This is a genomic window from Streptomyces sp. NPDC039462 (genome assembly GCF_055639375.1).
Genome location: NZ_JBVKAO010000003.1, coordinates 986273 through 998576, shown reverse-complemented (window position 1 = coordinate 998576; position 12304 = coordinate 986273). Strand labels below are relative to the sequence as shown.

At 69.5% G+C, this 12304-nt stretch carries 10 protein-coding genes; 4 read left to right on the top strand and 6 right to left on the bottom strand.

Annotated elements, in window-relative coordinates; translation table 11 throughout:
- Positions 1-54: 54 nt before the first annotated feature.
- Positions 55-813: an SDR family NAD(P)-dependent oxidoreductase gene (locus ACZ7LU_RS21775; RefSeq protein ID WP_471917672.1), complete on the top strand. Its 759-nt coding sequence runs from the start codon at positions 55-57 to the stop codon at positions 811-813.
- 37 nt (positions 814-850) lie between these two features.
- On the opposite strand, the gene ACZ7LU_RS21770 is transcribed toward ACZ7LU_RS21775, so the two are convergent.
- On the bottom strand, positions 851-1672 hold the full coding sequence (locus ACZ7LU_RS21770) for a DUF1963 domain-containing protein (RefSeq protein ID WP_471917671.1): 822 nt from the start codon (positions 1670-1672) through the stop codon (positions 851-853).
- A gap of 297 nt (positions 1673-1969) precedes the next feature.
- Positions 1970-2461: a hypothetical protein gene (locus ACZ7LU_RS21765; protein WP_471917670.1), complete on the bottom strand. Its 492-nt coding sequence runs from the start codon at positions 2459-2461 to the stop codon at positions 1970-1972.
- Between the two features lie 175 nt (positions 2462-2636).
- Here ACZ7LU_RS21765 and ACZ7LU_RS21760 point away from each other — a divergent pair, with 175 nt between their 5' ends.
- Entirely contained in the window at positions 2637-3497 is an 861-nt protein-coding gene (locus tag ACZ7LU_RS21760; RefSeq protein WP_471917787.1) for a phosphotransferase, read from the top strand.
- A gap of 199 nt (positions 3498-3696) precedes the next feature.
- On the opposite strand, the gene ACZ7LU_RS21755 is transcribed toward ACZ7LU_RS21760, so the two are convergent.
- Complete coding sequence (locus tag ACZ7LU_RS21755) at positions 3697-6885, bottom strand: NACHT domain-containing protein (RefSeq protein WP_471917669.1); 3189 nt, start codon at positions 6883-6885, stop codon at positions 3697-3699.
- Between the two features lie 221 nt (positions 6886-7106).
- Positions 7107-7736 carry a TetR/AcrR family transcriptional regulator C-terminal domain-containing protein gene (locus ACZ7LU_RS21750; protein WP_471917668.1) on the bottom strand — a complete coding sequence of 210 codons (630 nt, stop codon included), beginning with the start codon at positions 7734-7736 and terminating at the stop codon, positions 7107-7109.
- A gap of 112 nt (positions 7737-7848) precedes the next feature.
- On the opposite strand from ACZ7LU_RS21750, the gene ACZ7LU_RS21745 reads away from it, so the two are divergent.
- Both ACZ7LU_RS21745 and ACZ7LU_RS21740 read left to right on the top strand, forming a co-directional pair.
- Positions 7849-9333 carry an FAD-dependent monooxygenase gene (locus ACZ7LU_RS21745; RefSeq protein WP_471917667.1) on the top strand — a complete coding sequence of 495 codons (1485 nt, stop codon included), beginning with the start codon at positions 7849-7851 and terminating at the stop codon, positions 9331-9333.
- A 350-nt stretch (positions 9334-9683) separates the two neighbouring features.
- Positions 9684-9962, top strand: a complete 279-nt coding sequence (locus ACZ7LU_RS21740; protein WP_471917666.1) for a hypothetical protein — start codon at positions 9684-9686, stop codon at positions 9960-9962.
- Between the two features lie 397 nt (positions 9963-10359).
- Here the strand turns inward: ACZ7LU_RS21740 and ACZ7LU_RS21735 are convergent, their stop codons facing one another.
- Both ACZ7LU_RS21735 and ACZ7LU_RS21730 read right to left on the bottom strand, forming a co-directional pair.
- Positions 10360-11016 (bottom strand): response regulator, encoded by a 657-nt coding sequence (locus ACZ7LU_RS21735; protein WP_471917665.1) that lies wholly within the window; start codon positions 11014-11016, stop codon positions 10360-10362.
- Positions 11013-12152, bottom strand: a complete 1140-nt coding sequence (locus ACZ7LU_RS21730) for a sensor histidine kinase (protein WP_471917664.1) — start codon at positions 12150-12152, stop codon at positions 11013-11015. The genes ACZ7LU_RS21735 and ACZ7LU_RS21730 overlap by 4 nt, the downstream gene beginning before the upstream one ends.
- Positions 12153-12304: the final 152 nt, after the last annotated feature.

The window sequence follows — 12304 nt, the reverse complement described above, 5'->3', positions numbered from 1 at the left end:
CGACACGGCAGTCAGCCGGTCAGTCAGCAGCAACGAGAATCAAGGACCATATCCATGACAGGACAACGACTTGACGGCAAGATCGCGCTGATCACGGGCGCGACCGGCGGCCTCGGCACAGCGACCGCCGAACTCTTCGCCCGCGAAGGCGCCAGGCTAGTGATCACCGATATCACCGAAGGCCCCCTGCGGGACCTGGCCCACCGGATCGGGGCACGCGGTGCGGAGGTCGTCGCTGCTCGCCTCGATGTCTCCTCCGCGCGCGAGTGGGACGAAGTGATCACCGTCGTACGTGACCGGTTCGGAACGCTGGACGTGCTCGTGAACCTCGCCGGCATCCTGGACTGGCCAGGTATCGAGGACACGCGGGAAGAGGCTTGGGACCGCGTCATCGACGTGAACCAGAAAGGCACGTGGCTCGGCATGAAGGCGGCGATGCCGCTCCTGCGTGCGAGCGGCAACGCGTCGGTGATCAATACGTCGTCGGTTCTCGGCTTGGTAGGAAGCGGTGCGGCTGCGGCCTACCAGGCGTCCAAGGGAGCGGTGCGCTTGTTGAGCAAGACCGCCGCGGTCGAGTACGCGCGGCAGGGAGTGCGGATCAACTCGGTGCATCCCGGGGTGATCGCCACGCCAATGATCCAGGACCTCCTGGACGACCAGGGCGACCAGCAGCGGGACATCCGACGCACCCCCATGCGCCGAGCCGGCCGCGCCGACGAGATCGCACCCGCGATCCTCTTCCTGGCGTGCGACGACTCCTCGTTCGTCACCGGCGCGGAGCTGGTGGTCGACGGCGGGCTCACCGCGCACTGAACGATCCAGCCGTACGACGTCCACGTGCCCCGCGGGGTCAGGCCATTTCGACGTAGCGGTGGACCCGGTCGAAGCGCCGGGCCGTCAGGTCCCGGTGGCGGATCACCCAGTGGGCCACGCCGGAGTCCAGTTCCGTGACGTCGTCACCGCACCTCCAGGTGGCCAGGAGGGCCCAGTCGCCGGCGGCCTCTTCGTGGGCGGCACCGCCTTGCTCGCAGTGGTCGGCCTCCTCGGGCGTACGAGCGTAGTGGACGGGGTCGTTCTGGGGTGAGACCGGATGGCCGCCGATCTGCAAGACCCAGGGAGGGCGGTAGCCGCCCACGTGTGCCCAGGCGTCACTGAGTTCGTCGGCGAGTTCGAACTGCTCCTCCTCAGGGAAGGCGCCCCATCTGTCGAGGGCGAAGCTCTCCGGCATCTGCGCGCTCGGCTGGTGCCAGACCGTGCGGAGTTCACGCGGCCGGTACGGCTCGCGCCAGCTGTGTTCGAGGAAGGTCGGGGTTGTAGGGGTCCCGGCGGGGACGTACAGCACCGCATCAGGTACCTGTCCCTCGCTGCCTTGCACATCGGTGCCGGAGAAGAAGAGCAGGTGGCCATCGGCGGGCAGTGGAAGGTTGGTCGCCCCCGGTGGGAGAGCCGCGAGGTCGACGGAGGCCACGAAGGGGTCGGAGGGCTTCGGCACGTCGTGCGGCAGCAGGGGGTTGCCACCGACGCGCGCCACGAGGGGGCCGTCACCGCCCTCGGCCAGGTACACCGCCGGCAGGGCGCCACGTATCCATTCGTCCACCTCCTCCGACGCCAGGCCTCGCGATATCGCCTCGGCTCGGAAGTGGTTCAGTCCATCCACGCTCTCGTCGGTCACCGGGCTACCCTAACGGGCCCACGGGCGGGCAGCGCCAGGGCCCAACACCTGGCGCAGGTAGGGGTTTTGCGCTCGCGGCCCGGCCCGTGATCGTCTGTCAGTACCGGCGCGTCACCGGCGCGTGCACAACAGCCTGCCGGCTCTCGTCATGGTCGGCTCGGCCTCCACGGCCACGAACGCGGCACTCGACACGGGCAAGGAGCTGACCTGGCAGAGCATGTCCCTGACCGCAATCAGCTTCACCATCACGGTGGCCACAGTTCGCGTCGTAGAGCTGAGCTCGCCGATTGCCCCCTGTCAAAGTTCGGTCGTCCCGGGAGGGTCAAAGCTCACCCCGTTCTCGTCGAGTGCGTTGAAGACGGTCACGCGACCCGTCTCGAAGGCGAAGCTGACGTCGACGTTTCCCTGAGCGACGTCCCCGCCCACCCATTCGAGCAGTTCGGCCCCCTTGACTGGCAGCCCCTGCAGAGCGTGCAGCTCGGGAAGAGGTTCGGGTCGCCATTGCAGGTCGAAGCCGGGCCATCGGACTGGGTGGGTAGGGTCGATCATGTTCCACGTCAGGGAAAGATCGCCCAGCTTTTGATGGTTGATCTCGACCTGCTGGCCATCGAAGTCGAACAGCACCGGGCAGTCGCAGAACCACTCGTCGTCCCTGAGGTCCCAGACCATCCAGACCCTCGTGAGCGTCCGGCCGGCAAGACCCCGCAGACGATGTCCATGTTCCCGCACGACGTCACCACAGCCGTCCAACCATTCTGGCTGGTAACCCGCGATGCCGAAATCGAACATGCCGTCATCCTGCCAGAGTCGCCCTCGCTGGTATCCCCTGTCCCTGAACCTAGACCGCTTGCCACTGAAGTCGGACTAGTAGCGCCCCTCTACTGTGCCAAGCAAGGGCAGTTGACCCCTAGCCACCCAAGTTGGCACCGCCCTCCCTCATCCATGCCAAGATTCAAGGGTGGAGATGACCGACGTCACGCGTGCGATCACTGCTGCGACTTCGGTCGCCGCATCGCTCGACCTGCCGACCGACGGCGCTATCGTTCTGCACAACTCGAACAAGCTGGCCCTGCGGCTGACGCCATGTGACGTCTTTGCCCGGGTCGCCCCTGTGGGACAAGAGGTTGCAGAGTTCGAAGTCGACCTCGCTCAGCGGCTCACCGGGGCCGGGAGCCCGGTGTGTCCGTTGGAGCCTCGGGTTGACCCGCGTGTGTACACGCGCGGTGGCTTCGCAGTGACGCTGTGGACCTACTACGAGCCCGTGACACCTCACACCTCCCCAGCCGGCTATGCCAAGGCGCTGGAGCAGCTGCACGCCGGCATGCGCGAGGTCGATGTGCCCAGCCCGAGGTTCACGGACCGGATCATCGAGGCGGAAGAAGTTGTCGCCGATCCGGCTCGCTCGCCGGAGCTCGCCGAAGCGGACCGAGCTTTTCTCAGCGGCCGGCTGGCCAGCGTGCGACGAGCGATCGACGACCGCGGCGCCGTGGAGCAGCTGCTCCACGGCGAGCCACACCCAGGAAATGTGCTCAGCACGGCGGACGGCCCGTTGTTCATCGACCTTGAGACGTGCTGCCGCGGACCCGTCGAGTTCGACCTGGCCCATGTCCCCGAGGCGGTCTGCGAGCACTACCCGAACATCGACCAAGGGCTGCTGGACGAGTGCCGACAGCTCGTCCTTGGGATGGTCGCCGCGTGGCGTTGGGAGCTTGGCGACCAGTTTCCGAACGGGAGGCGATTCGGAGAAGAACTGTTGCGCGTACTGCACGACGGTCCTCCTTGGCCGACACTCGACACGATCAACAAGCGACTGGGCGGGCTGTAGCAATTACCCCGTGCTGCTGCCTCCGGGCGCGATGAGGTGTGTGTCCTCTGACCCTGTGCGATGTCGCCATCCGTTGTGCGACGGTGCTGGTGTTCCCGCCGGTGCCCCGCCCGGACGAGCTGGCGTCGCGAGGGCACATGCCCACCGGTCGATGGTGTGCGCCGACCGGCACAAGACCTCCTGGGCCCAGTCGAGTGGATCAGGCGCCTGTGTGGTCGGCGCACCCTCGACCGTGTCCGTCGTCCGTCCAGTGTGCCGCCTGCAGCGCGTCGGGAAGCACGTCCCGCGCGAGTTCGTAGAACAGTGCGCCGCCGTCGACCGTCGCGTCCTTGCCACCATCATGAATGCTCCTCATCGCACGCTCCACCCACTCCGGTTCCACGCGTCGCCAGTCCGCCGCAAGGCGGCGCAGGAACATCAGGCGGAAGCGTTGTCTGGTCTCGTCGTCGGTGGGCGCGAAGCTGTTGAGGGCTGTCTGCAGACAGACGTCGAAGGCCGCGGTCAGCTCTCGTGCGGTGCAGTCCTCGTCGATGCGCAGCCAGAGGGTGATCATCGCGTGGGCCGCCGAGACGGGCGGGTCGTCTCCGCCGTCGAAGAAGGTGGTGACCGCCGTGTCCCACGGGCCCGCCAGGGGTTCGAGGCCGTGGGCGAGGACGTCGTCGAGAACGTCGCAGAGGAAGTGGGACTGGGCTCGCAGTCTCGTGTTCTGATGCGTGATCCAGGAGAACCAGCCGCCGTCTCTCCGTGCGGCCTGCCGGTAGTGGTCGTTCCGGTCACGGTCGTACGTCCAGTGCGCGTCCAGTGGCACGGGATCAGGCTCCGAGTCCGGCCGCAGTGACAGTTTGATATCCCGTCGGCGACCGTCCCAGACGCGTTCGAGCGCCAGTGTGGCGACCAGTCCGTGCCACGCCTCCGTGGGGCACTGTGACCGCCACAGGAGTGCGGCGGCCCGCCATGCCGATACGACGTCGTGCTCCAGCGGGAACAGCTCGCTGCCGGTGAGTTCCCCTGCCGTCGCGACGGCGAGCACCAGCAGGTTCACCGAGTACCGGGCGGGCCCGGCGGTCACCGGCAGCGGGTTGGGCACGTAGTCGCTGTACCGGGTGTCGTGTCGTATCTCCCCGGTGTGCCGGAACAGGTCGAGCAGTACGTCGCGCACGCCGTGGCGGCGCGGCTCCGGCAGAGCGCGCAGCCGTTCGCAGGCGAAGGAGAGGGTGGTCCCGCGCATGGTCAGTGGCATGTGGGAGAGCAGGGCGTGCAGGAATGCGTCGTCGATCACCGCGGGTCGGCTGCGGCGCACCGAAGAGCTCAACTCGGCGTCCAGGTCGTCCAGTTCCTGGGTAACGAGCCGCGCGATCAGGTACTCCCCGAAGGTGGCGTGCAGGAATTCGTAGGTGCGCAGGCGCAGACCGTCACGGTTCGCCCGCGACTCGTGGACGAAGTAGAACCGGCCGAGCACGATGTCCGCCGTACTGAGAGTGGCCCTCAGGCCGCCGAGGCCGGCGCCTGCCGGGCCGATGTCAGGGGCGAGTACGGACAGGTCCCTGTCGAGTTCGGCCACGCCGATCCACTGCCGTCCGCGGTTGAACATGGCGAACGAGACCAGGGACAGCTGGGTCAGCTGGCGTTCCACCGCCGCGTCGAACTCTTCGTCGTCCAGGCCCGCGGCGGCCTTACGGACCTCCCTGGCGGCGAAGCTGGTGAGCAGCCGTTCGTAGAGCTCCCCCTCCCCCAGCGCCTCGTCGCGGCGTTGCAACGCGTTCTCGTCGGCGTCGTAGAGCGCAAGGAGTAACAGCAGCAGCGGCTGAGACGCCAACTCCCGGTACCGCAATGCGACATCGGGCTCCAGGGGGTGGAGACCGCGAGCGGTGAAGCCGGTGGCGTTGGTGCGGTTCCACATCCGCAGCCACCATGTGACCTGGGCGTCGCTGAACGGTTCCAGGCACAGGGCGAGCATGCCCTCCGCAGGCCGCGCCCGGTCGGCGACCGCGGTGCGGCTGGTGACGACGACCACGACGGGGCGCCCCTGGGCCATTTCGCGCCGCTGGAAGTCACCGGCCTTCTGCAGGTAGTCGCTCTGGCTGGCGCCCGTCGCCTGGAGCAACTCGTCGAAGCCGTCGAGGAGAACGACGGGCAGCGTCCCCGCCCCGCGCCGCACCAGCTCGGGCCAGGTCACCGCCTCACCCGTGGCCGACCGCACCGCCTGCTCGATCTGTGTCTGCAGATCCGCCTCGGCGGTCGCGTCGCGCAGTTCCACGCGTACGACGAGGAAGTCCGCGGGCGGCAGGCGTGCTGCGAGGACGTGGGTGAAGACAGACTTGCCCGACCCCGGCTGGCCGAGGACGACCAGCGGGGCGCGGACAGCCCGCGGTGAGGTGAGGTGGCCGAGCAGGAAGTGGTCGAGGTCTTCGCGAACCTGCTGTTCGGCCCACCATCCCTCCTCGGCGAAGCGATCGGTGGGTCCCACTTCGGCCACCCGGAAGTCCGGACTCACATACGCGGCGCCGAGCGGCGGAAGGCTCAGTCCGTCCAGGACGTCCCGCGAGGTGAGGATCGGCCGGTCGAGGACTGCGTGGTGCGCGCGGGCCAGCCCGGTCAGCCAGGGGTCGGGGGTCCGGCATGACGCCAACTCCCACAGCGCCCGACCCAGCTCGTCGAGGCCGGCCCGCAAGGAGCGGAGCTGCGACCGCGTGGCCTGGTGATCGACCAGGTTCGCCCAGAAGGCGACCTCCGGGAAATCGAGGGCGAGCTGCCGGAACAGTTCCTCGTACCGTGTGCCGGCCCGGTCCGGCAGGCCGTCGGACACCGTCTGCCGGAAGCGGTTGCGCTGGGTGTCGTCGAGCCGGTCCCAGACCGCGAGTCCGGACACGAAGCGGATGACTTCCCCCGACAGACGCCGGTAGAACCCGCTGAGCGTCGCGAGGGTCTCCTCGTACGGCCGGTGGGGTGAGGGGATCGGCACGTCCGAACGGAGCAGGGTGTCAGCCAGGGCGTGGAGCCGGTGGGAGTGGGACTGCTCCCCCGCTGCTAGCCCTACCTGCTCGGCCCTGGTCATCTCCAAGTCTTCTGCACCGCACGGAAGTTCGGTCTCGGCCAGCACCTCGAAGTACGCCGAGAGCACCACCACGGCGTGGGCCGCTGCCATCCGTTCGCCGCGCTCGAAGCGGGTGAGGCCGCGCGCCCGTTCGCTGAGACCGTGTACGAGACCGGCGCCCAGCCTGGACAGTTCGCCTCTGACGTCGAACAGGCTCGCGGCGAAACCCGCCCCCGTGGCCGACGACGCGAGCAGCAGCCCGCCGGTCAGCCGATCCAGTGCCGCCACCATGGCGTCCTCCCGGCCCCCGAGCAGCCGGACGGCGTCCTGATAGCTCAGCCCCACGTGCCCCATGTGCCTCCCCCTCTGGCGCCCGCTGCCCACCTCACCGGCCAGTCTCCTGGAACGGCCACTGGGTCCCCACCCCTCGCGCGTCAACTACGCACGCGCGAGAGCCAGGTGCCGCCGCGATGAGCTCTGTTTCTGAGGCCGCCCGCTCGTGTGCGGCTACGCCTTCCAGGAGGTCGGTGAAGGCCTGCGGCCCGTACCGCGCTCGCGTCGTCGATGTCGCGCTGTCACGCGGGGATGCGGGAGAGGATCGCCTCAAGACCGAAGGTGAAGCGCTCCTCGAAGTTGTGCCGGAGGTGCGGCAGGACCTGTTGCAGTGCAGGGTGCGCAGCGGGATCGACGGCCTGTGCCAGTCTCTTGTCGCCTTCCTCCGCCTCGGGGGCTGCCTGCTCCTCCTGGGTCAGGCCGAGGACGAAGTAGTTCACCGTCCAGGCCGTCCATGCCGCCCGCTGTTCGTCCGCACCGGCTTCCAGGAGCGCGCCGATGAGGCGGTCGGCGAAGCGCAGCGTGTTCGGTTCGGCCGGGTAGGTACCGGTGACCAGGGCGGAGCCGTCGCGGTGGGCGAGCAGCGTGTGCCGGTAGCGGCCGGCGAGTTCGCGGGCGCGTTGCAGGGGGGCGTCGGGCAGGTCGTCGTAGTGGATGCCGGCGAGGACGGCGTCGGCCATCAGTTCCAGCATTCGAGCCTTGGTCTTCACGTGCCACAACACGGTGTTCATGCGTACGCCGAGGCGATCGGCGACCGCCCGGGTCGAGAGCCCGTCCAGTCCCCGCTCGCCCAATACGCCGAGGGCGGCATCGATCACGGCGGCGCGAGTGAGCTGCCCCGTGGCGTCTTTCCCGGTTTGCCTCTTGGTCACCGACCTAGTTTACTGCACGGCAAGCATTGGTCACCGACCAAGAGCGTGCGTGTCGAGTACAAGAGCGCGCGTCTCGAGTACAAGAGCGCACGTGTCGAGAAAGGGAAAGATCATGAAATACCAGGTCGTCGTCGCCGGTGCCGGACCCGTGGGCCTGTGGCTCGCCGGCGAACTGCGCCGTGCCGGCGTGGCCGTCGCCGTGATCGAGCCCCGCACCGAACGCGATACCCGCTCCCGCGCCCTGACCGTGCATCCCCGCACCATCGAGACCTTCGCCTCCCGCGGCGTGCACGAGCCCTTCGTGAAGGAGGGCATACCGCTGCCCGGCGGCCACTTCGGCACTCTCGACTCACGCCTGGACTTCCGCCGTCTGCCCAGCCCCTTCCCCTACACCCTCGCGCTGCCTCAAGAGCGCACCGAGGCACTGCTGGAAGGCCAGGCCCTCGGCCTGGGCGCGGACATCCTGCGCGGCCATGAGGTGACCGGCTTCACCGAACACCCTGACCACGTCGCCGTGCACACCACCGGACCGCACGGCCCCACAACCCTCCGGGCGGCCTACCTGGTCGGCTGCGACGGCGCCCGCAGCACCGTGCGCACCACGGCCGGCATCGGCTACCCCGGCACCCCCTCCACTGTTCTCGGCTGGCTCGGCGACGTGGTCCTCGACGACCCGCCCGCCCCCGGCTACAGCCGCTTCGGCCCCACCGGCTCCCTCATGGTCGTCCCCATGCCCGGCGGCATCCACCGCCTGGTCGGCATCACCCCTCGCGACCTGACCACCACCTGGCCCGGCGACCTCACCCTGGAGGAACTGCGCGAGAACGTCATCTCCGTGGCCGGCACCGACTTCGGCATGCGCGATCCGGTCTGGCTCTCCCGTTACGGCAACGCCACCCGCCTGGCCGACCAGTACCGCAAGGGCCGCGTCTTCCTCGCCGGTGACGCCGCCCACCAGCACTTCCCCGCCGGAGGTGTCGGCATGAACGTCGGCATCCAGGACGCCGCCAACCTCGCCTGGAAGCTCGCCGCCACGCTCAACGGCTGGGCGCCGGATGGACTGTTGGACACCTACCACTCCGAACGGCACCCGGTCGGCGCCGACCTCACCGAGACCAGCCGGGCCCAGGTCGCCCTGATGACCGCCTTCACCCCCGAGGGACGCGACCTGCGCGGCCTGCTCGCCCGGCTGATCACCACCCTGCCCGACCTCAACGACCGCCTGGCCGCCCAGGTCAGCTCCCTCGCCGTCACCTACGCGCCCACCTCCCCCGACGCCCACCCGCTGACCGGCACCCGCGCCCCCGACCTCCCCCTCGGCGACACCACCCTGTTCGCCCTGCTGCGCGCCGACAGCCACCTCCTGCTGGACCTCACCGGCAGCGGCGGCCTCGCCGGGTTCGCCCGCGCCGGGCTGCGCGTCCACGCCGCCACCCCGTTCCAGCTCCCTGCCGGCTTCACCGGTGTCCGCGCCGCCCTCGTCCGCCCCGACGGCCACATCGCCTGGGCGGGTACGACACCGGACGAGATCGCCCTCGCCGAGGACCTGAGCGCGACTCTCGCCACCACCCATGGGAGGACGACGGCACGCAACTGATCAGCGCGGGTCGCCACAACAGCCGACGAGCCGGCCGCGAAGCGAAGCCCCCTAAGGGGGTGGCGCCGCGCATAGGACAACATGCAGCCGGCGATACGTACGGGGCAGCCGGCGGCCTGCAGCCTGCGGTATGTACGCGGCACCAGGCATACCGCCTCAGATCCGGGGCACCAGCACATCAGACAGCTCGGCTCCCCCCTTCCGAGCACGACGGCCCCGCCACCATCCCCCCGGTGGTGGGGCCGTCCGTCCTTCGCACCTCGGCCAAGAAGCACAGGCGGCGCCGTGTTCTGCCTCACAGGCGGGGACCGCGGTGTGACGAGAGGCAGCCGGGCACCGTCTGGGAGGACATGAACGACATGACCGATGAAGACATCGTCCGTGCGGTGCGCGGCATCGCCGCCATGGAGTCTTCCCGCGAAGCGCTGGCCGACCGCGTCACAACGCTACGCACCGCCACGACCGCCGAAGACCTGGCCGAACGCGACCGCTGCGGCAATGCCATGGCCGATGCCGACGCTCGGATCCTGCTGGAGTCCATCGAAGTACTCGACCAACTCGGGATGACGGCAGCGGCCATGGCCTGCACCCACGTGGCCCAGGAGGAAGGCATCCTGCCACCCCACTGAGCGGTGTGCATCGTGAATCGGCTGTGCCTGCCGTGGGGGCCCGCCTACGAGCCGTCGCCGTACGGATGCACCGCCGGATCGCGGGAGGAGCGGGGAGGTCCGAGCTGGAGCGGATCGCGGCACGCCGGAGCGAGCTGGACGCGCTCGCCGAGGAACTACCCAAGCGGCTTGCTGGGTGTCTTGGATGAGTTCAGCGCCACAAGGTCGTACAGGCATGCCGCGCAGCCGGCGCACGATTCTCGCTCGCCGTCGCGGTCAGGGCTGGATCTCCGATGCCGAGATCGCCGAAGTCCCCTTCTTCACGGCCTTGGCGTAGGAGCTCCCATCACTCCAGGTCAGCAGGCACCTCTTCACGCTTCGTCGTCCACGGACCAACTACAGCGCGGTGGATGCAGGTTCAGGCCCCCACCCGGCCGGTGTCGTACGCCCACATCGCGATCTCGACCCTGTTTCGGGCGCCGATTTTGGTCAGCAGGCTGGCGACGTGGGTCTTGGCGGTCGTCAAGCCGATGAACAGCTCGGCGGCGATCTCGGCGTTCGTGCGGCCACGGGCGACCAGCGTCAGCACCTCCTCCTCGCGTTCGGTGAGCGGCTCGATCGGTTGGGTCCGTCGGCTCGACGGTTCCTTGGCGGCGAGGGTGGCCAGCAGCCGCCGGGTGATGTTCGGCGCGATCAGGGCGTCGCCGACGGCGGCGGCATGGACGGCCTGGACGAGCAGCGCCGGTCCGGCGTCCTTGAGCAGAAAGCCTCGGGCGCCGGCCCGGAGCGCGCCCTGGACGTACTCGTCGAGGTCGAATGTCGTAATCACCACTACCGCGATCGGGTCCGGGACGCCCCGCCCTGCGAGGAGCTTGGTCACCTCGATGCCGTCGAGCCCGGGCATCTGGATGTCGACCAGGCACACGTCGGGGCGGAGCCGATGCGCCAGCTCGACGGCGGCGTGGCCGTCGGCGGCCAGGCCGACGACCTCGATGTCGGGCTGCGCGTCAAGGATCATCGACAGGCCGGTGCGCACCAGATCCTGGTCGTCGGCAACCAGCACGCGTACCGTCATCGGCGTACCTTCGTCGGCATTTCGGCGTCGACCGTCCACCCGCCCTCGGGCGCCGGCCCGGCACGCAGCGTGCCGCCGAGCAGCTGCACGCGCTCGGTCATCCCCAGCAGCCCGAAGCCGTGGTTCGCCGACCGTGCCGGATCGATCTGTCCGTCGTCGGTCACGCGTAGTCGCAGCCTTCCCGCGTCCTCTACGACCCGGATCTCCACACGCGAGGCGTTGCGGGCGTGCCGCAGGGCGTTGGTCAGCGCCTCTTGCGCCAGCCGGTAGACCGCCGCGTCGACCTGGGGCGGAAGTTCGTCCCTGTCATCCGGCAACTCCACGTCGACGACCGGGACCGGGGCGCGTCGGGCGAGGGACACCAGGTCGGCAACGCCGGGCTGGGGGGCACACTCCGCCGGCGCTCCGTCGCGCAGCACCCGGACCATCGCCCGCATCTCCGCGAGCGTCCGCGACGCTTCCCTTTCGACGACCACCAGCGCCTCGAGCGCCGCTTCAGGTCGCTGCCCGGCCATCGCCCGGCCCGCCTGCGCCTGCACAGCGATCGCCGAGACGTGGTGGGCGACGATGTCGTGCAGCTCGCGCGCGAGGCCGACCCGCTCCTGGCTGCGGCTCTGGTCCAACGCCCGGCGCCAGCTCTCGGCGCGGTAGCGGAACGCCGCTCCGTCCGCCGCCGCCGTCAGAACGGCGAGTCCGCCGATGACGTCGGCCGGCCCGGTGTAGTCGGCGACCGTACCGATTCCCGCAGCAACCGCCACCACCGCCAGCCCGATCACGATCTCGCGCCCCGAGCCCCAGCGGACCAACGCGTAGACGAACACCAGGATGTAGACCATCGTGTCGAGGCCCACGCTCGGGGCTCCGCCCAGCAGGCTCGCCAGTCCCAACGCCATCGCGGTGCCGAAGGCCACGACGACACACGCCAACGGATGGGTACGCCGCCACAGCAGCACCGGCGCAAGTCCGACCGCCACGATCGTCGCAAATGGCCGCCAGGCGACGTCGTCCCGGAGAGCTCCTTCGAGCAGCGCCGTCACCATCAACACCCCGACCAGCACCCAGTCGCGCGGCACCCGTTCGGGAGCGTCCGTCGCGCGGGGCTCGGCCCACAGCGAGCTCAGGGCGTTGGTGGTCACACTCCCAGCTTAGGGACCGCCGAGGCGTCGGGGACCGGCCAAAAGAACGAGACGCCGCTTCTCCCAACGGCCGAGGCGGGTCCGGCCTCGACGCCGATGTGTCCGCCGCCGGGCTCGGCAATCGTGGGCCTACCAGTCCTCACCACAACGAC

Excerpts from the sequence above, each read along its gene's own strand:
- ACZ7LU_RS21775 (WP_471917672.1), top strand. The coding sequence starts at position 55 with ATGACAGGACAACGACTTGACGGCAAGATCGCGCTGATCACGGGCGCG.
- ACZ7LU_RS21765 (WP_471917670.1), bottom strand. The coding sequence starts at position 2,461 with ATGTTCGATTTCGGCATCGCGGGTTACCAGCCAGAATGGTTGGACGGC.
- ACZ7LU_RS21760 (WP_471917787.1), top strand. The coding sequence starts at position 2,637 with ATGACCGACGTCACGCGTGCGATCACTGCTGCGACTTCGGTCGCCGCA.
- ACZ7LU_RS21755 (WP_471917669.1), bottom strand. The coding sequence starts at position 6,885 with ATGGGGCACGTGGGGCTGAGCTATCAGGACGCCGTCCGGCTGCTCGGG.
- ACZ7LU_RS21745 (WP_471917667.1), top strand. The coding sequence starts at position 7,849 with ATGAAATACCAGGTCGTCGTCGCCGGTGCCGGACCCGTGGGCCTGTGG.
- ACZ7LU_RS21740 (WP_471917666.1), top strand. The coding sequence starts at position 9,684 with ATGAACGACATGACCGATGAAGACATCGTCCGTGCGGTGCGCGGCATC.
- ACZ7LU_RS21735 (WP_471917665.1), bottom strand. The coding sequence starts at position 11,016 with ATGACGGTACGCGTGCTGGTTGCCGACGACCAGGATCTGGTGCGCACC.